Genomic DNA, 17,598 nt, shown 5'->3' with positions numbered 1-17,598 from the left:
CCGTCAGGCGGGCGCGTTGTCGGCGTTGTACCTGTCGAGCACGTCGCCGATGGGGCCGTCGAGCACGAGGCGGCCCTTGTCGAGGTACAGCCCGCGCGCGCAGAATCGGCGCAGGTCGCGTTCGTTGTGGCTGACGAAGAAGAGCGTGCGCCCGTCGGCGAGCAGCTCGTCGATCCGGCGGTAGCATTTCTCGCGGAAGGCCTTGTCGCCGACCGCGAGCACCTCGTCGACGAGGAGGATCGGCTCTTCGAGTTGAGAGACGACCGAGAACGCGAGCCGCACCTTCATGCCGCTCGAGAGGTGCTTGTACGGCGTGTCCAGGAAGTCCTCGAGCTCGGCGAATCCGATGATGTCGTCGAAGCGGCGGGAGATCTCCGCGCGGCTCATCCCGTGCAGACCGGCGGTCAGGCGAACGTTCTCCCGCACGGTCAGATCGCCCACGAAGCCTCCGGTGAGCTCGATGAGCGGCGCGACGCCGCCGTGCACGACCACTCGTCCTTCGTCCGGCAGCAGGACGCCGGCCACGAGCTTCAAGAGCGTGGACTTGCCCTGCCCGTTGCGTCCGACCACGCCGATGGACTCGCCGGGCGCGACCGTGAAGGAGACGTCGCGCAGCGCCCAGAACTCGCCGGGGGGCCGGCCCCGGCCTCGCCTGCCGAAGATGTCCTTGAACGTGCGCCTTCCCCGCCGGTTGCGACGGAAGCGCACGCCGAGCCCCACCACTTCGATCGCGGTCATCACAGCTCCTTCAGCACGGCGGGCTCGAGTCGGCGGAACACGGTGATGCCGACGACGAGGATGAGGAGGGTCATGAGCACAGCGCCGATCACCGCAGCCGTGTTCCACTGATCGGGGAAGAACCCCACGCGATAGAGGCTGAAGATCCCGAACAGCGGGTTGAACACCGCGATGTCCTTGAAGGCCCCCGGGAGATCCGCGGCGCCGTAGATGATCGGCGAGGCGTAGAACAGGATGCGCAGGATGAGACGCGTGGTGCGCTCGAGATCCGCGTACAGCGTGCACAGCGGCGCGATCAGCAGACCGAGACCGACCAGCAGAGCCGCCTGCAGGATCAGTGCCACGGGGATCCACACCAGCTGCCAGGAGACCGTGGCACCGGAGAAGATCGCGAACACCGCCAGCACGGGCAGCGAGCACAGGAACTCCACCCCCTTGCTCAGCACGATCCGGTTCACCCAGATCGATCGGGGTATCGAGGTCGAGCGGACGAGCTTGGAGTCGCGGTTGAAGGCCTTCGTGAGATCGGACACCGAGGAGTTGAACCACACCCACGGCAGGAGGGCCGTGATCAGGAAGACGATGTAGGGCTGCTCCCCCACGGTCCGCTCGAAGACCTGCGTGAAGACGAACCAGTAGATCAGGCTCATCAGCAGCGGGTCGAGGATCGACCACAGGTAGCCGAGCCAGCTCGTGGCATACCGCACCCGGAGGTCGCGGGAGGACAGCAGCCACAGGGAGTGGAGGTACCGCCGTGCCGAGCCAGGCGCGCCGATCGACGTCGCACTCATCCGGTCCCCTTCAGAATCGATCCGGTCGCGGGTCAGGCGAGGGTGTTGTTCCACATCGACAGCGCCGACCCGATGGCCATGTGCATGTCGAGGTACTGGTAGGTGCCGAGGCGTCCGCCGAAGTGCACGTCCTTCTCCCCCGCCATGAGCTCGCGGTACGCCAGGAGGCGCTCGCGGTCCGTCGCCGTGTTGACCGGGTAGTACGGCTCGTCGTCACGTCCGGCGAACCGGGAGAACTCGCGCATGATGACCGTGCGGTCCTTCGGGTAGCGATCCGCGCGCTCGGGGTGGAAGTGGCGGAACTCGTGGATGCGCGTGAACGGCACGTCCGCATCCGGGTAGTTCATCACGCTCGTGCCCTGGAAGTCGCCGATGTCGAGGACCTCCTCCTCGAGATCGATGGTCCGCCAGCTCAGCTCGCCCTCGGTGTAGTCGAAGTACCGGTCCACGGGGCCGGTGTAGACGATGGGGACCTGTCCGACGACCGCCGCGCGGTTCAGCGGCTGCGCCTCGTCGAAGAAGTCGGTCGACAGGCGGACCTCGATGTTGGGGTGGTCGGCCATGCGCTCCAGCCAGGCGGTGTACCCGTCGGTGGGCAGGCCCTCCCAGGTGTCGTTGAAGTACCGGTTGTCGTAGGTGTAGCGCACGGGCAGACGGCTGATGATCGATGCGGGGAGATCCTTGGCCTCGGTCTGCCACTGCTTTGCGGTGTAGTCGCGGATGAAGGCCTCGAACAGCGGGCGGCCGATGAGACCGATACCCCGTTCCTCGAGGTTGCTCGCCGACGAGGGGTCGAACTCGCCCGCCTGCTCCTGGATGAGCGCGCGCGCCTCGGCGGGGCTGTAGGCGGCCTGGAAGAACTGGTTGATCGTGCCGAGGTTGATCGGCAGCGGGTAGACGACGCCCTTGTGCGCGGAGTAGACCCGGTGCACGTAGTTCGTGAAGGTGGTGAAGCGGTTGACGTACTCCCACACGGTCGCGTTGGAGGTGTGGAACAGATGCGCGCCGTAGCGGTGGACCTCGATGCCCGTCGTCGCCTCCGCCTCGCTGTACGCGTTGCCGCCGATGTGGTGGCGTCGCTCGAGGATCGTCACCTTCCGTCCGGCCGCGGCTGCCCGCTCGGCGATGGTGAGTCCGAAGAGACCGGAGCCGACGATGAGGAGGTCCATTGATGCATCATTCCTGTCTGGATCACGCGCAGGCGGCCGTCGTGGCGCGCCCCGGCGTCGCGGAGCCGATAGCGTACCCATGCTACCTGCGACGACTGTCCTCCCCTGTCAGGGAGCGCCCTGACACCATGCGGTACGCTCGATGAGCACCGGCACCGCGGTGACGAGCGAGAGTGCAGGGCAGGTGGTCGAGCCGATGAGCGATGCGCGACACGGCGACGAGATGGCAGATCCGGACTCCGACCAGGAGGTCGTCGAGGACCGCTCCATCGCCGGGATGACCGGCCCCGATGGTCCGCTGCTCCGACTGTTCCGCGACCGACGGGTCGCCTTCCTCTTCGTCGGCGTGATCAACACGGTCGTCGGATTCGTCTGGTTCGCGCTCTTCGACATCACGGTGGGCCGCCTCTGGGGCTACATGGTCACGCTGCTGTTCGCGCATGTCGCCAGCGTCCTGTGCGCCTTCGTGCTCTACCGCCGGCTCGTGTTCCGCGTCCGCGGTCACGTGTGGACCGACCTCGTCCGCTTCGAGACCGTCTACCTCGTCTCGCTGGGCATCAACGCGGTCCTGCTTCCTCTGCTCGTGGAGTTCGCACATCTGGAGCCGATCGTGGCCCAGGCCCTCATCGTGTTCGTGACGACGCTGGTGAGCTATTTCGGCCACAGCCGCTTCTCCTTCCGTCGAAAGGAGCACACCCCGTGACCGCGCCGACCGTCAGTGTGGTCGTCCCCGCCTACAACAACGCCGCCACCCTCCAGGAGACCATCGACTCGGTGCTCGCACAGGAGGGCGTGGACTTCGAGCTCATCGTCGCGGATCATTCATCGGCCGACGCCACGCGCGCGGTCATGGACCGGTATGCGGACGACCCTCGTGTGACGCTGCTGGACACGCCGGCGGGCGGAGGCGCCGAGCGGAACTGGAACCGGGTCACCGAGGCCGCCACGGGAGAGTTCCTCAAACTCGTCTGCGGGGACGACGTGCTCCGCCCGGGGATCCTCGCTCGACAGAGCGAGCTCCTGCGAAGCAGCGGCGCGGTGCTGACGGCGTGCCGACGCGACGTCACGGACGCCGACGGCCGCGTCCTGATGCCGGGGTGGGGCCTCAGAGGCCTCGCCGGACCGATGCCGGGTGCGCGAGCGGTGGCCAAGGCCGTCCGGGCCGGTTCGAATCTGTTCGGAGAGCCGGCCTCGGTCATGATGCGCCGCGACGTCCTCGAGCGCGCGGGTGGCTGGAGCGCCGAGTTCCCGTACCTCATCGACCAGGCGACGTACTCCCGCGTGCTGCTCACGGGCGAGTTCGTGCCGGACACGACCGTCGGTGCGACGTTCCGCCTGTCCGATTCGCAGTGGAGTGCCGTGCTCATCGCGTCGCAGGCTGATCAGGCCCGTCGCTTCCACGCCGACCTCCACCGTCGGCACCCCGCCGTGGTGTCCCGCGCCGATGTGCTGATCGGCAACGTCCGCGCCAGCGCGATGGCCCGGCTCCGGCGCCTTTCCTACCTCGTACTCAGATGGAGGAGTCGATGAGCGAGAGCTACATCCACCGTGTCAGCGTCGTCACCCCGGTGTACCAGGGCGAGCGCACCCTGGACGACCTGGTGGCGAGCATCGCGCCGTTCACGGAGGACTTCACCACCCCGGACGGCCATCGCGCCAGGGTCACCGAGGTCATCCTGAGCTACGACCGGGGTCCCGACGACTCGGCTGCGGTCATCCGCCGTCTCGCGGACACCTGGCCCTGGGTCCGGGCCGTCTGGCTCAGCCGCAACTTCGGCCAGCACGCGGCGACCCTCGCCGGCATCGCCAGCTCGGGCGGCGACTGGATCGTCACGCTCGACGAGGACGGCCAGCACGACCCGGTCTTCATCGGCGGCATGATCGACACCGCGCTGCGGGAGCAGGCCGATCTCGTGTATGCGGCACCGAGCAATCGCCCTCCGCACGGCTTCGTCCGCAACACGGCCTCGAAGAGCTCGAAGAAGCTCCTGGAGTCCTTCCTCGGCGGAGGTCAGGCCTCGCAGTTCAACAGCTACCGGCTCATCCTGGGCGAGATCGCCCGGAGCGTCGCCGCGTACGCCGGTACCGGTGTCTACCTCGACGTCGCGCTCAGCTGGGTGTCCGCGAAGACGGTCACCTCGCCCGTGCTGCTCCGCGACGAGGGCGAGCGCACCTCCGGCTACTCCTATCGACGACTGTTCGCGCACTTCTGGCGGATGGTGCTGACCTCGGGAACCCGCGGCCTGCGGTTCGTGACGGGCGTCGGGGCGCTGTTCTTCGCCGGCGGGATCCTCTTCGCGCTGTATCTGGTGATCATGCGGGCGTTCGCCGTGGACATCCCGGCCGGATGGACGTCGCAGATGGTGCTCACGGCCGCCGGGATCGGTGCCGTGCTCATGGCGCTCGGGATCATCGCGGAGTATCTCGGCGTGACGGTGAGCTCCGCGCTGGGCCGACCGACCTACCTCATCGTCCGCGATCCGCAGTCGGGTCCGCTCGGACACGCGCAGATCACGTCCAGGGACTCGAGTGACGAGCACAGCGCGTAGATGGATCATCGGCCGCGGACTCCTCGGCCGGGCCGTGTCCCGCTCGCGGGCCGACACGCCGTTCGCCGTCGACGTCTCGTGGGATGATCCGGAGCGCGCGATCCGAGAGCTCACGGCGGGCGCCGAGGCGTTCCTCCGCGTGCCGGGCCCGGTCGAGATCTACTGGTGCGCCGGCAAAGGCGTGACCTCGACCCCGCGGGAGTCGCTGTTCGCGGAGGTCGCGCTGTTCGGCGCGTTCCTCGACGTGCTGGCGCGCTCACCGCTGGCGACCGCTGATCGCCTGGTGCTGTTCCTCGCCTCGTCGGTCGGCGGCGCGTACGGCGGCGCGGCCGAGCCGCCGCACCGCGAGTCCACTCCCCCCGCCTCGGCCTCCGCCTACGGCGATGCCAAGCTCGCCATGGAGGCGCTGGCGGCGGAGCGCGGTGCCGAGCAGGGCTGGCGCACCGTGATCGGCAGGCTCACCAACCTCTACGGCCCCGGCCAGGACCTGACGAAGAAGCAGGGATTGATCTCGACGCTCGTGGACAGCGCGATCACGATGCAGCCCGCGATCATCTACGTGTCCCTGGACACGCTGCGCGACTACATCTTCGAGGACGACGCTGCCGCGGTGGTCAGCGCGGCAGCATCTCGCGCCCGCCTGCTCCCCGCCGGGGCCACGGTCGTGAAGATCGTCGGCACCGGTCGTGCGGTCTCGGTCGGCGCGATCCTGGGCGAGCTGAGGCGACTGCGACGCCGCAGCGGCTTCTCCCTCCTCGGCCAGGGACCGGCCACGGGCCAGGCCCTGGACCTGCGTGTGCGGTCCGAGGTGTGGACGGATCTGGACGCCCTGGTCGCCACGACCCTTCCCGAGGGCCTCGACCGGGTGCTGCGGGCACGGCTCGCCATGCTGGGCCGGCCGTGACCGACGCGATGTCCCCGATGTTCGTAAGCTGGTGGCGATGACGATCGATATCATGCTGCCGTTCTGGGGTGAGCCGGAGCTCCTCTACCGGACGGTGGAATCCGTCCGCGCGCAGAGCGACGGCGACTGGCGTCTCACCGTCATCGACGACGCCTACCCCGACCCTGGCGTGGCGGAGCACTTCGGCCGACTGGACGACCCGCGCATCCGCTACGTTCGCAACGACGAGAACGTCGGGATCATCGAGAACTTCCGGGCGAGCGTGCGTCTCGCGACGGCCGACCACCTGATGGTGCTCGGCAGCGACGATCTGCTCCTGCCCGGTTATGTCGCCTCCCTCCGTGCCGCGATCGCTCGGCACCCGGAGGCCGCCGTCTTCCAGCCGGGGGTCCGCGTCATCGACGAGCACGGCGCGCCCTCGCTGCCTCTCGTCGATCGGGTGAAGCAGCGCCTGCTCCGCCCGGACACCCGGTCAGGCGACGTCGAGATGCAGGGAGAGCGTCTCGCGACCAGCCTCACCCGGGGGAACTGGCTGTACTGGCCCTCGCTCGTCTTCCGCGCGGATGCGATCCGCGCACACGACTTCCGCGACGACCTGCCCATCGTGCTCGATCTGGCCATCCTCCTGGACATCGCCTTCGCCGGCGGGTCGCTCGTCGTGATCGACGACGAGGTGTTCGCGTACCGTCGGCACACCGAGAGCGCCTCGCAGAAGGCGATCCTGGACGGGACGCGCTTCACGGACGATCGCCGATTCTTCCTCGAGACCGCGCGACGGGCGGAGGCGCACGGATGGCGGGCGACGGCGCGGGCCGCCCGAGCGCGCGTTCTCGCCCGCCTCCATGCGCTGACGACGGTGCCCGCCGTCGTCCGTCACGGAGACGCCGACGGTCGTCGCGCGCTCTGGGCGCACATCCTGCGCTGATCAGCGGCGGCGGGCCGTTCCCCACGCCCGCAGCAGCATGATCCGCGCCCGCAGCACGGCGCGGATGCCGCGCGGCCGCGAGGGCGAGGCGTTCGTGTCGTGGATGCGGCGGCGGATCGTCGCTGCCTCGATGTGCGTCATCGTGCGATGCGCATTGCCGAAGAGCGCCAGCCACAGGTCGTGGCTCTCGTCCAGGTAGGCGGGGAACGGAAGCACGCGGTCCACGGCATCGCGTCGGATCGCCATGGCGCAGCCGTAATACGGCGCCATCCCGGCCAGGATCCGCAGCCCGTTGCGCACGCCCTGCCGGGACCACGCCGCCCGGAGACGCCAGGGTCGCCTCGTGACCGGATTGGGCAGCGGATCGTCCGAGCCGAGCAGCACCAGGTTCGACGCCGCGACCGCGGAGTTCGTCAGCGCCTCGACGAAAAGCGCCCTGCGGCCGGGGATCCAGACATCGTCCTGGTCGGAGAGCATCAGGATGTCGCCGGTCGCGCGCTCCATCGCCTCTTCGAAGGTGCGGACGTACCCGCGGTTGTCCGCGCGTGCGTGCACCCGGATGCGCGGATCGTCGAACCGCTCCAGCGCGGCGACGGTGCCGTCGGACGAGGCGTCGTCCACGACGACCAGCTCGTCCTGCGGCTCGAGCTCCTGCAGGATGGATTCGATCTGCGGACCGAGGAACCGCTCGCCGTTGTACGTCGCCATGCAGACGCTCACGCGCACCGTGCTCACGCCGCGGCCTCCTTCTCGGACGTGCGGAGCTCCGCCCGCAGCACGAGGACCTGGTAGCCCGCCACGCAGAGCTCGGACAGCGCCACGGCCCAGGCCACCGCCGGCACCGATCCGAGGGCCGCGAAGAGCAGGATGAGTGGCGCGCCGACCAGCGCCCCGATGAGCGTCGACGCCGCCAGGGCCCGCACGCGGCCGACGACCACGAGACAGGCGTATCCGACGATCGCCGCCGTGGCGATCCCCACGAAGGCCACGCCCAGCGGCAGCGACACCTCCCACGGGACCGTGATCCGGCCGACGGAGAGGAGCGTCGACACCCAGGGGCTCAGTGCGGCGATGCACGCGCCGCCGATGACGCCGATGATGACGGCGGCGAGGGTCGCGATCCGCGCTCGTCGCCGGAAGTCCGCCCCGGGGTCGGGCACCCAGCTCTGGAAATACTGCTGGATGGGCAGCAGCGCGACCGAGGCGTACTTGAACAGCCGGTCCGCGAAGGCGTACATCGGCTGCAGCCCCGGCAGGAACGCCTGGACCGCCACCATCGGCAGGGTCACGTAGAGGCCGCTGACGAGCGTCGCGGACACGGCGTGGCGCTGCCCGCTCAGCGCGGTACGCAGGCGCACCGGTGCCATGGAGCGTCCCGAGGAGCCGCGGAGGACGACGACGGCGTCGATGGAGACGGCGGCCACGAATCCGAGCCCCTGTCCGACCAGGTACACCCACAGCTCGCCGGTGACGACCGCACCGATGATGCCGGCGACCGCGCCCGTCACGGTCGGCAGGGTGTCGCAGAGCAGGAGGCGCATCGGCCTCCCCTCGCCCGTGAAGTACCAGGTCGCTCCGAGGTTGGGCAGCAGGTACACCGCGGCGCCGAGCACGGACACGAGAACGTCGCCGCGCGTGAGGAGCACGAGGATCACGGCGATCACCGGCAGCACGAGAAGGTAGAGCACGGCGCGGGCACGGAGCGAGGTGCGGTAGAACGCCGGTCTCTCCGCCACGGGGATCCCCGCCACCGTCGCGGCACCCGTGGCTCCCCACCCGAAGGCGACGAGGATGCCGCCGAACTGGGACACGGTCTGGATGAGCGCGAGCGTGCCCCAGGTGGTCCTTCCGAGTGAGGCGGTCAGAAGCGGGATCGAGATGATGCCGATGAGCGTCACGACGCCGACCGAGACGGTGAAGCCGCTCAGACGTCCCGCCGCGGTGCGGACGGCGCCGCTCACCTCTGCTCCGATTCGATCACGGGTGCGCTCCACCGGATCTCGGCCGCGATGGGTGCGAGCGCCGCGGGCATCCGACCCATGCGTCCGCGCAGGGCGGCCACGAATGCGGCGCGATACAGCCGCAGCAGCGCACGTCGAGGTCGGGCGACCCAGGCCGCGTTGACGAAATGGATGCCGTCGAGCAGCGAATCCCTCGCGATCTGACGCGGCGCCGAGACGAAGTACTCCCTGTTGAGCACGAGCCGATTGCGCAGGCGGTAGAAATAGCGGAACGGGGTGCTCAGCGTGATCTCCGGCGGGATCCCGGGCAGCGCCACGGTCCGGCCGAACAGCTCACGCCGGTACTTCGTGCCGAGCGCGTGCTCCATGCGCACACCGCCGGCCGCGAGCACCCGCCAGCCGCGCCGGCGCAGGCGCAGCTCGAACTCGGTGTCGACGAGGTCGATGAAGAAGTCCTCCCGGAGGGCCCCCTCTGCGGCGATGACGGACGCCGGGATGAGCATCCCCGACTGGATCACGTTGACGGCATCGCCGAACGGGGCGACGGGCCCCCTCTGCTGCCGCACCCCGGCGAAGTGCTCCGGCACGACCAGCCCGACGCGGTCGCCGGCAGCGGTCGCGGCATCGTGAGCCGCCACCAGGGCGCTCACGAAGCCCGGCCCGACCCAGGAATCCTGGTCGAACGTGACCACGAACTCCGCTCCGGCCTCTCTGGCACGGTCGATGCCGTCGTTCAGCGCCGCCGCGATGCCGTCGTTGGCCCCGCGTCGCACCACCGTCACGCCGCCCGCTTCGAGCGCCGACAGCACGGCGTCGGCAGCGGGACCGGAGCCGTCGTCGACGACGATCACGCCCTCGACCTGCGCGGTCACCGAGGCGACCGCGTCGAGAGCGGCTTCACCGGGCCGAAAGGTCGAGAAGACCGCCCAGACATGCGCGGCGCTCATCCGAGGCGCACCGGACGTCGAACGGGGAGCGGAGACAGGAGCATGGCGCATTTAGACTAGCCTCATTCGCTGATCGATCCCCGCAGACCCGGAAGGCCCTCGCGTGTCGACTTCCCCCTTCGGCACCATCGTGCTCGCCGCCTACTCCCCTGATCCGGAGCTCCTTCGCCGCCAGCTCGACTCCCTGCGCTCGCAGACGGTGCGGAACTGGGAGTGCGTGATCTCCGTGGACGGCGACCCCGCCCCGGTCGCCGCACTCGTCGAGGAGATCACCGAGGGCGACGATCGCTTCCGGATCATCGGCGACGGCACCCGGCTCGGCTTCTACCTGAACTTCGAACGCGCTCTCCTCGAGGTCTCCGAACACAGCACCTGGGTCGCGCTGTGCGATCAGGACGACCGGTGGGACGCCGACAAGATCGAGCGCCTGCTCCCCCATCTCGACGAGGTGTCGCTCGTCTCCGCCCAGGCGAGGATCATCTCCTACCCCTCGGAGACGGAGACGGGCCGCACCGAGCGTCGGGATCACGGCGCTCTCTTCACGCTGCTGTCCAACGAGTTCACGGGCTCGCTCTGTCTCTTCGGGCCGGAGCTGCTGGCCACAGCGCTTCCGTTCCCGCGCGCATCGACCAGGGTCGCGACGCACGATCACTGGCTCGCCGTCGTCGCGTCCGCCCACCGCGGCACCCGCATCGTGGACGACGTCGTGCAGGACTATGTCCAGCACGACGCCAACGTCTTCGGGGATCCGAGCCGTCTCGGCGGCGGGAGCATCCGAACCTCCGTGGCGAACGTCCTCGGCCAGGCCGAGCGCTTCGAGGGCTCCCGCTCCCCGTTCGCGGTCGCGAGGATGACGTTCTGGACCTACGTGGGATGGCGCCAGCTGATGGTCGACACCCTCGACTCCCGGATTCCCGCCGACCGCATCGACGTCCGCCGCGATCGCGCCTTCGGGCATGCCCGGCGCCTGACGGCGGTGTCCGCCCTCCTCCGCGAAGCGCGCCGGCGGGAGATCGTGCCGCCCCGATTTGCCGTGGAGTACCGGGCGAGCTGGTTCTGCGGTGCCATCACCGGCGGGCGCCGAGCCGTGCGGCGGACGTCGGGCGCCTGAGCGGCCGTCAGTCGACGTCGTCGGCGGGCCGCTGACCCTCCAGGCGCGAGGTCCTGCTCTCGAGCCGGTCGAGCTGGGTCCGCAGGATCGCCGACTCCTCCGCGAGGCGTCGCGTCTCCTCCTCGACCTGGCTCAACTCCCAGGAGAGGTGCAGCGACACTCCGAGAAGGAGGAGGATCGCGGTCGCGAAGAGCAGGTTCGAGGGCACCTGCACGCCGAGGAAGGCTGTCAGACCTGCCAGGAGGCCGGGGAACAGCCCGACGATGAGCACCGACACGGCGATGATCAGCCACAGGACGGCGTACTTCTCGCGCAGCCTGCGGGTGAGCAGCATCCACAGCACGACCACGAGGATCAGGATGGCGAGGGCGATGCCGACGAAGACGATCATGCGCGGGGCTCCCCTGCTCGCGATCCCGTCCGTCGCATCGCGGCGAGCATCAGCGCGAACACGGACCTGAGCAGGTAGACCGTGGAGCCGAGAGGCCCCTGGCTGGGGTTCCCGTGGACGCGAGGACGCATCGCGACCCCGACCTGGGTGACGGTGAGTCCCGCGTGGAGGGCGGCGACGAGCGAGTCCAGCGTGTCTCCCAGGTACTCGGCCGGGTAGTAGCGCACATACTGGTCGATCGCTCGGGCGTTGGCCGCACGGAATCCGCTCGTCACGTCGGTGAGGCGGGTCTTCGCGATGCGCGAGACCACGGAGGCGAGGAACACCATGGCCCACCGGCGCGGGCCGCGCACCGAATAGTCGCCGACATCGGAGAACCGCGCTCCGATCGAGATGTCGGCCCGGTCGAGGCCGGCGAGCACCCGCTCGATGTCGACGGGGTCGTGCTGCCCGTCGGCGTCGACCTGGATGGCGGCTCCGTAGCCTTCCCTGGCGGCGTAGGTGAATCCGGTGCGCATCGCGCCGCCCACGCCGAGGTTGAAGGGCAGGGAGAGCACGGCGGCGCCGGCGTCCCTCGCCACCGCGGCCGTCGCGTCCGTCGATCCGTCGTCGATCACGACGACGTCATAGCGCGACGACGCGGCACGGATCTCCCGCACGGTGGTTCCGACGTTGCGTTCCTCGTTCCACGCGGGCACGAGGACGAGAACGCGGTTCGCACGCGTGTTGTCGGTCATGTCAGGATCTCCGAGTTCAGCCCAGACCGCACGCGGTCACTTCGTACAGTCTGGCATCGCCCTGGCTGTCCACCAGGCGCACCACCCCGGAATCCGCGAGCTCGTCGAGGCCGGGGAGGGGGTGCGAGCCGTTGTGCACCTCGCGCTCGCCGAAGTCCAGCACGAAGCCGACCCCGGTGGCGCGCAGCGCGTCGCAGACCGACGGCTGCGTCGCGGCATCGGCGAGATGGTCGTTGACCGTCTGCGCGTCCTCGGAGACGTCGACCAGGATGTGCGGCATCAGGACGGGCCGTCCGCCGATCGCATAGGCCAGGGCGGTGCCGGTGTACGGGTTGCCTGCGATCGTCTCCCCCGCGGGCACGTGCTCGGGAATGCGCTCGAGCAGGGCCATCTCGTCCGCGCTCACCAGAGCCGAATCGTCGGTCAGTGCGAACTGCCGGTGCGCCTGCTCGACCGCGTGCGGCATGGCAGGGAGCGGGAACAGGACGAAACCGACGACCGCCAGCGCCACACCCGTGATCGTCCGAGCCCGCAGGTCCTCGGGGCGAGCGGTACGCCAGCGTCGCGCGACGGCCTGGACCGTGCGGGCCAGGCCGAAAGCCGCCAGCGGGACGAGCGCCACGCCGAACACCGCCGCGAGCCGCGGCCAGTTGTTGTACCAGCTCCCGGTGAGCGCATCGCGGAGCGTGGGGAACGGCGAGGCGATGACGACGATGAAGAGACCGGCACCGACCACCCAGGACAGCACGGCGACCGCGACGGGGCCGGTGCGCTCGCGAACGGCCCAGACGAGACCGAGGAGGATCGCGACGGCGACCCCGATCGACACCGTGCCGTAGAACATCGACACCTGGGCGACCTCGACGGCCGCCTGGGCGGGACTGAGCGCGGTCGGCCAGAGTCGGGTCGGCAGCGGCGGGCGCAGGATCTTGAGGAGCAGGAGTCCGAGTCCGAGGTAGGCGAGCACGCCGACGATCAGACCGATGCGTGCTCCCGCGCGGGCGTGACCGCGCCAGAAGCGGACGGCGAAGACCGCGACCATCGGGACGGAGAGGGCGAGCCACGCGACGAAGCCGCCCGGATGGGCCAGGGCCACGCCCGGGATCGCGCCGAGCACGATGAAGGCCCACCATCCCGGCGCGCGCTGCCCGGAGGACGATCCGATGCCGAGCATCGAGGCGGTGGCGGCGAGCGCGACCGGAGCTGTGGCGAGTGCGAGCTGGAAGGGGTAGAGGACGCCGTAGTCCATGGGGAGCAGCGGGAACATGGGCACCGACGCGCTGACGATCGCGGCGCTCACCGTGACGGCCGCTGTGGCGCCGCCGAGCACCCGGGAAAGCAGCACAGCGCCCGACGGCCAGATGACGGCCGCGATCACCAGGGTCTGGGCGTTGACCACGGTGGCGATGCTCGCGCCGCTGAGCTGGGCGACGATGGCGGCCGTCGCGTGCCACACGGAGGGGTAGAACGGCACTCCCCCGTTGGGGCTGGTCATCTGTCCGAGCTCGAGCGGCGAGGCGGCCCCGGTGTCGAGGATGTAGCGGATCGCATTGAGGTGGAACACGTTGTCGAAGGTCTGCGAGATGGCCGTCGGACCGCCGATGACCGACAGCGTCTGCCAGCCGATCACGACCGCGGCCAGGCCGACGGCGAGCACGGTCCACCACGGCGAGAAGGATCTGGGCGACGCGACGGGCGATGCCGTCCTGCGGCGCACGAGCACGACCCCGACGCCGATCACGACGGTCAGGATGAGACTCGGCAGGATCGACCAGCCGAGGCCGAGCCAGCCGGCGACCACGCTCGCGCCGCCGATCACCGTCGTCGCGAAGGCCGGGGCCGCGGCGACCGCCCACAGCCCGCGCAGCCCGATCACCCACGCCAGCGACCCGCCGAGAAGCGCGTACACCGCGACCAGGACGACGGCGGGCCACAGCAGTTCGAGCATTCCCATTAGTTCCAGACCTCTCGCGGACAACCGAATCAGGATAGCCCGCACCCTTGTCGATCCCCTGCGTGCAGCACCGCATGAGAGCGCTTACCGCTCGCGCCCCGGGGTTCCAGGAACAGTGTGACAACATAGAGGCGTGAAAGGCATCATTCTCGCCGGGGGCTCCGGCACACGTCTGCACCCCATCACTCTCGGAGTGTCGAAGCAGCTGATCCCGGTGTACGACAAGCCGATGGTCTACTACCCGCTGTCGACGCTCATGCTCGCAGGGATCCGCGACATCCTCGTGATCACGACCCCGCATGACGCCGCGCACTTCGAGCGGCTCCTGGGCGACGGATCGCAGTTCGGGATCAACCTGCAGTTCGCGCAGCAGCCGTCGCCGGACGGGCTCGCGCAGGCCTTCACGATCGGGGCAGACTTCATCGGAGACGACTCGGTCGCCCTGGTCCTCGGCGACAACCTGCTCTACGGCCCGGGACTCGGCAGCCGGCTGCAGCGGTTCGAGGACATCGACGGCGGCGCGGTCTTCGCCTACTGGGTGGGCGAGCCCCAGGCGTACGGCGTCGTCGAGTTCGACGACGAGGGCCGCGCGGTGTCGCTCGAGGAGAAGCCGGCACAGCCGAAGAGCAACTACGCCGTGCCCGGTCTCTACTTCTACGACAACGACGTGGTCGAGATCGCTCGCAACCTCGCGCCGAGCGCGCGCGGCGAATACGAGATCACGGACGTCAACCGCGCCTACCTGGAGCGCGGCAAGCTCCAGGTCGAGGTGCTCCCGCGGGGCACTGCCTGGCTGGACACCGGGACCTTCGACCAGATGACGGACGCCGCCGAGTACGTGCGCACCATGGAGCGGCGCACCGCGCTCAAGATCGGCGTTCCGGAGGAGGTCGCGTGGCGTCAGGGCTTCCTGAGCGACGACGAGCTGCGTGAGCGCGCAGAGAAGCTGGTCAAGTCGGGGTACGGGGTCTACCTGCTCGACATCCTGAAGAGAGGACACGCATGAGCCGCCTGCTCGTCACCGGAGGCGCCGGCTTCATCGGCTCCAACTTCGTCCACCACGTCGTCGGTCACACGGATCACCACGTGACCGTCCTCGACGCTCTCACCTACGCCGGCAACCGCCGGTCGCTGGAGGGCCTCCCCGAGGACCGCGTCACGTTCGTCGAAGGCGACATCACCGATGCGACGCTCGTCGACCAGCTCTTCGCCGACGCCGACGCCGTCGTGCACTACGCGGCGGAGTCGCACAACGACAACTCGCTGAACGACCCGCGTCCGTTCCTCGACACGAACATCATCGGAACGTACACGCTGCTCGAGGCCGCACGCCGGCACGACCGCCGGTTCCACCACATCTCCACCGACGAGGTGTACGGCGACCTCGAACTCGACGACCCCGAGCGGTTCACCGAGTCGACCCCGTACAACCCCTCCTCGCCGTACTCGTCGACCAAGGCCGGCAGCGACCTGCTGGTCCGGGCCTGGGTCCGCTCGTTCGGGGTGCAGGCGACGATCTCGAACTGCTCGAACAACTACGGCCCCTACCAGCACGTCGAGAAGTTCATCCCCCGTCAGATCACCAACGTGCTCCGCGGCATCCGCCCGAAGCTCTACGGCGCCGGAGAGAACGTGCGCGACTGGATCCACGCGGACGACCACTCCTCCGCCGTGCTCACGATCCTCGACAAGGGTGCGATCGGCGAGACGTACCTGATCGGCGCAGACGGCGAGCGGAACAACAAGGACGTCGTCGAGCTGATCCTGACGATGATGGGTCAGCCGGCGGACGCCTACGACCACGTGACGGATCGTGCCGGACACGACCTGCGGTACGCGATCGACTCGACCAAGCTGCGCACCGAGCTCGGCTGGCGCCCGCAGTTCTCCGATTTCGAGGCCGGCCTGTCGGCGACGATCGACTGGTACCGCGACAACGAGTCGTGGTGGGCGCCCAGCAAGGACGCCGTGGAGGCGTTCTACGCGGGCAAGGGCCAGTGAGCACGGCGTTCGGGAAGTCGCTCGAACGGATCGAGACGCCCATCCCGGGTCTCGTCGTGTTCGAGCTGCCCGTCCACGGAGACTCCCGCGGCTGGTTCAAGGAGAACTGGCAGCGCGAGAAGATGACCGCACTCGGCCTCGAGGACTTCGGGCCGGTGCAGAACAACATCTCGTTCAACGACGCCATCGGCACGACGCGCGGCATCCACGCGGAGCCGTGGGACAAGTGGGTCTCCGTCGCGACCGGCCGCATCTTCGGCGCCTGGGTCGATCTGCGGGAGGGCCCGAGCTTCGGGACCGTGTTCACGACGGAACTCGACCCCTCGCGGGCGATCTTCGTCCCTCGCGGCGTCGGCAACTCCTACCAGACCCTCGAGACGGACACCGCCTACACCTACCTCGTCAACGACCACTGGTCGCCGGACGCGTCGTACTCGTTCCTGAACCTGGCGGACGAGACCGCCGCCATCGACTGGCCGATCCCCCTCGCCGAGGTCGAGATCTCCGCCAAGGACAAGGCGCACCCGCGTCTCGCGGAGGTCACGCCGATCCCGCCGAAGCGGATCCTCGTGCTGGGCGCGTCCGGCCAGCTCGGGCTCGCCCTGCGGGCCCGCTTCGGCGACGCCGCGCACATCGAGTACGCCACGCGCGAGGACATCGACGTGACGGCTGCCGATCTGGCCGACGCCCGCCGTTGGCGGGACTACGGACTCATCGTGAACGCGGCCGCCTACACGGCCGTCGATCAGGCGGAGACCCCGGAGGGGCGCGAGCAGGCCTGGGCTGCCAACGCGACGGCGGTGGCAGCGCTCGCCCGCGTCGCGACGGAGAACGGCATCACGCTCGTCCACGTGTCCAGCGACTACGTCTTCGACGGCACCCTCGAGGGCGCCTACACCGAGGACGCCCCGCTTCGCCCGTTGGGCGTCTACGGTCAGACCAAGGCCGCCGGTGACCTCGCGGCGTCGACGGCCGCGCGGCACTACATCCTCCGCACCTCCTGGGTGATCGGCGAGGGCGGCAACTTCGTCCGCACCATGCATTCGCTCGCCGAGCGGGGCATCGACCCTCGTGTGGTGGGCGACCAGGTCGGACGCCTCACGTTCACGTCGGACATCGCGGACGCGATCGCGCATCTGGTCGAGACGGGCGCCCCGTTCGGCGTCTACAACGTGACGGGATCGGGCGACGCCTCGTCCTGGGCGGAGATCGCGCGCGAGGTGTTCCGGCTGTCCGGCCACGACCCCGAGCGTGTGACCCCGGTCAGCACGGACGAGTATTTCGCCACCGCCGCGGGGCCGGTCGCCCCTCGGCCGCGCAACAGCGTCCTCGACCTCACGAAGATCGTCTCGGCCGGGTTCTCGCCCGCCGACGCGGAAGAATCACTGCGCGCCTACGTCGCAGGCCTGAAGGGTTGATG

At 69.5% G+C, this 17,598-nt stretch carries 18 protein-coding genes; 9 read left to right on the top strand and 9 right to left on the bottom strand.

Going from position 1 to position 17,598, the window contains the following annotated elements:
• Positions 1-3 precede the first annotated feature (3 nt).
• Genes F6A08_RS08925 through glf form a run of 3 tightly spaced genes read right to left on the bottom strand, consistent with a single transcriptional unit; the run spans position 4 to position 2,698 of the window.
• Entirely contained in the window at positions 4-738 is a 735-nt protein-coding gene (locus tag F6A08_RS08925; protein WP_192576734.1) for an ABC transporter ATP-binding protein, read from the bottom strand.
• Complete coding sequence (locus F6A08_RS08920) at positions 738-1,529, bottom strand: ABC transporter permease (RefSeq protein WP_124895234.1); 792 nt, start codon at positions 1,527-1,529, stop codon at positions 738-740. Before F6A08_RS08920 ends, F6A08_RS08925 begins: the two co-directional genes overlap by 1 nt.
• A 32-nt stretch (positions 1,530-1,561) precedes the next feature.
• Positions 1,562-2,698 carry a UDP-galactopyranose mutase gene (gene glf / locus F6A08_RS08915; RefSeq protein WP_124895233.1) on the bottom strand — a complete coding sequence of 379 codons (1,137 nt, stop codon included), beginning with the start codon at positions 2,696-2,698 and terminating at the stop codon, positions 1,562-1,564.
• A gap of 142 nt (positions 2,699-2,840) precedes the next feature.
• Here glf and F6A08_RS08910 point away from each other — a divergent pair, with 142 nt between their 5' ends.
• From F6A08_RS08910 to F6A08_RS08890, 5 genes are read left to right on the top strand one after another with little or no spacing between them, the layout of a single operon-like run.
• Positions 2,841-3,401, top strand: a complete 561-nt coding sequence (locus tag F6A08_RS08910) for a GtrA family protein (protein ID WP_225855795.1) — start codon at positions 2,841-2,843, stop codon at positions 3,399-3,401.
• The gene (locus F6A08_RS08905; RefSeq protein WP_124895232.1) at positions 3,398-4,228 is read left to right on the top strand and encodes a glycosyltransferase family 2 protein; all 831 of its coding nucleotides are present in this window, start codon (positions 3,398-3,400) and stop codon (positions 4,226-4,228) included. Before F6A08_RS08910 ends, F6A08_RS08905 begins: the two co-directional genes overlap by 4 nt.
• Positions 4,225-5,247, top strand: a complete 1,023-nt coding sequence (locus F6A08_RS08900; RefSeq protein ID WP_124895231.1) for a glycosyltransferase — start codon at positions 4,225-4,227, stop codon at positions 5,245-5,247. The genes F6A08_RS08905 and F6A08_RS08900 overlap by 4 nt, the downstream gene beginning before the upstream one ends.
• Complete coding sequence (locus tag F6A08_RS08895) at positions 5,228-6,151, top strand: NAD-dependent epimerase/dehydratase family protein (protein ID WP_151459277.1); 924 nt, start codon at positions 5,228-5,230, stop codon at positions 6,149-6,151. The genes F6A08_RS08900 and F6A08_RS08895 overlap by 20 nt, the downstream gene beginning before the upstream one ends.
• A gap of 37 nt (positions 6,152-6,188) precedes the next feature.
• The gene (locus tag F6A08_RS08890) at positions 6,189-7,076 is read left to right on the top strand and encodes a glycosyltransferase family 2 protein (protein WP_124895229.1); all 888 of its coding nucleotides are present in this window, start codon (positions 6,189-6,191) and stop codon (positions 7,074-7,076) included.
• Here F6A08_RS08890 and F6A08_RS08885 read toward each other — a convergent pair whose 3' ends face one another.
• Genes F6A08_RS08885 through F6A08_RS08875 form a run of 3 tightly spaced genes read right to left on the bottom strand, consistent with a single transcriptional unit; the run spans position 7,077 to position 9,984 of the window.
• Positions 7,077-7,811 (bottom strand): glycosyltransferase, encoded by a 735-nt coding sequence (locus F6A08_RS08885; protein ID WP_225855794.1) that lies wholly within the window; start codon positions 7,809-7,811, stop codon positions 7,077-7,079.
• Positions 7,808-9,037, bottom strand: a complete 1,230-nt coding sequence (locus F6A08_RS08880) for a lipopolysaccharide biosynthesis protein (protein ID WP_151459276.1) — start codon at positions 9,035-9,037, stop codon at positions 7,808-7,810. The genes F6A08_RS08885 and F6A08_RS08880 overlap by 4 nt, the downstream gene beginning before the upstream one ends.
• Positions 9,034-9,984, bottom strand: coding sequence for a glycosyltransferase (locus F6A08_RS08875; protein WP_192576733.1), 951 nt, complete (start codon positions 9,982-9,984; stop codon positions 9,034-9,036). Before F6A08_RS08875 ends, F6A08_RS08880 begins: the two co-directional genes overlap by 4 nt.
• A gap of 103 nt (positions 9,985-10,087) precedes the next feature.
• Between F6A08_RS08875 and F6A08_RS08870 the strand changes: the two genes are divergently transcribed.
• Positions 10,088-11,095 carry a glycosyltransferase gene (locus tag F6A08_RS08870; protein WP_192576732.1) on the top strand — a complete coding sequence of 336 codons (1,008 nt, stop codon included), beginning with the start codon at positions 10,088-10,090 and terminating at the stop codon, positions 11,093-11,095.
• Positions 11,096-11,102: 7 nt separating this feature from the next.
• Here the strand turns inward: F6A08_RS08870 and F6A08_RS08865 are convergent, their stop codons facing one another.
• Genes F6A08_RS08865 through F6A08_RS08855 form a run of 3 tightly spaced genes read right to left on the bottom strand, consistent with a single transcriptional unit; the run spans position 11,103 to position 14,177 of the window.
• Positions 11,103-11,486 carry a DUF2304 domain-containing protein gene (locus F6A08_RS08865; protein WP_151459273.1) on the bottom strand — a complete coding sequence of 128 codons (384 nt, stop codon included), beginning with the start codon at positions 11,484-11,486 and terminating at the stop codon, positions 11,103-11,105.
• Positions 11,483-12,223, bottom strand: a complete 741-nt coding sequence (locus F6A08_RS08860) for a glycosyltransferase family 2 protein (RefSeq protein WP_124895224.1) — start codon at positions 12,221-12,223, stop codon at positions 11,483-11,485. The genes F6A08_RS08865 and F6A08_RS08860 overlap by 4 nt, the downstream gene beginning before the upstream one ends.
• 16 nt (positions 12,224-12,239) lie before the next feature.
• The gene (locus tag F6A08_RS08855) at positions 12,240-14,177 is read right to left on the bottom strand and encodes a DUF6541 family protein (protein ID WP_151459272.1); all 1,938 of its coding nucleotides are present in this window, start codon (positions 14,175-14,177) and stop codon (positions 12,240-12,242) included.
• Positions 14,178-14,310: 133 nt separating this feature from the next.
• Between F6A08_RS08855 and rfbA the strand changes: the two genes are divergently transcribed.
• From rfbA to rfbD, 3 genes are read left to right on the top strand one after another with little or no spacing between them, the layout of a single operon-like run.
• Positions 14,311-15,183: a glucose-1-phosphate thymidylyltransferase RfbA gene (gene rfbA, locus F6A08_RS08850; RefSeq protein WP_124895222.1), complete on the top strand. Its 873-nt coding sequence runs from the start codon at positions 14,311-14,313 to the stop codon at positions 15,181-15,183.
• A complete protein-coding gene (rfbB, locus tag F6A08_RS08845; protein WP_124895221.1) occupies positions 15,180-16,178 on the top strand; it encodes a dTDP-glucose 4,6-dehydratase in 999 nt (332 codons plus the stop codon). The genes rfbA and rfbB overlap by 4 nt, the downstream gene beginning before the upstream one ends.
• Positions 16,175-17,596 carry a dTDP-4-dehydrorhamnose reductase gene (gene rfbD, locus F6A08_RS08840; protein WP_151459271.1) on the top strand — a complete coding sequence of 474 codons (1,422 nt, stop codon included), beginning with the start codon at positions 16,175-16,177 and terminating at the stop codon, positions 17,594-17,596. The genes rfbB and rfbD overlap by 4 nt, the downstream gene beginning before the upstream one ends.
• The last annotated feature ends 2 nt before the right edge of the window (positions 17,597-17,598 follow it).

It is taken from the genome of Microbacterium algeriense (assembly GCF_008868005.1).
Classification (GTDB): domain Bacteria; phylum Actinomycetota; class Actinomycetes; order Actinomycetales; family Microbacteriaceae; genus Microbacterium; species Microbacterium algeriense.
This window is presented reverse-complemented; position numbering and strand designations above follow the sequence as displayed.

Bases quoted from the DNA above. Each gene is read 5' to 3' on its own strand.
- F6A08_RS08925 (WP_192576734.1), bottom strand. From the start codon at position 738: ATGACCGCGATCGAAGTGGTGGGGCTCGGCGTGCGCTTCCGTCGCAAC.
- F6A08_RS08920 (WP_124895234.1), bottom strand. From the start codon at position 1,529: ATGAGTGCGACGTCGATCGGCGCGCCTGGCTCGGCACGGCGGTACCTC.
- glf (WP_124895233.1), bottom strand. From the start codon at position 2,698: ATGGACCTCCTCATCGTCGGCTCCGGTCTCTTCGGACTCACCATCGCC.
- F6A08_RS08910 (WP_225855795.1), top strand. From the start codon at position 2,841: ATGAGCACCGGCACCGCGGTGACGAGCGAGAGTGCAGGGCAGGTGGTC.
- F6A08_RS08900 (WP_124895231.1), top strand. From the start codon at position 4,225: ATGAGCGAGAGCTACATCCACCGTGTCAGCGTCGTCACCCCGGTGTAC.
- F6A08_RS08890 (WP_124895229.1), top strand. From the start codon at position 6,189: ATGACGATCGATATCATGCTGCCGTTCTGGGGTGAGCCGGAGCTCCTC.
- F6A08_RS08875 (WP_192576733.1), bottom strand. From the start codon at position 9,984: ATGAGCGCCGCGCATGTCTGGGCGGTCTTCTCGACCTTTCGGCCCGGT.
- F6A08_RS08865 (WP_151459273.1), bottom strand. From the start codon at position 11,486: ATGATCGTCTTCGTCGGCATCGCCCTCGCCATCCTGATCCTCGTGGTC.
- F6A08_RS08860 (WP_124895224.1), bottom strand. From the start codon at position 12,223: ATGACCGACAACACGCGTGCGAACCGCGTTCTCGTCCTCGTGCCCGCG.
- F6A08_RS08855 (WP_151459272.1), bottom strand. From the start codon at position 14,177: ATGGGAATGCTCGAACTGCTGTGGCCCGCCGTCGTCCTGGTCGCGGTG.
- rfbB (WP_124895221.1), top strand. From the start codon at position 15,180: ATGAGCCGCCTGCTCGTCACCGGAGGCGCCGGCTTCATCGGCTCCAAC.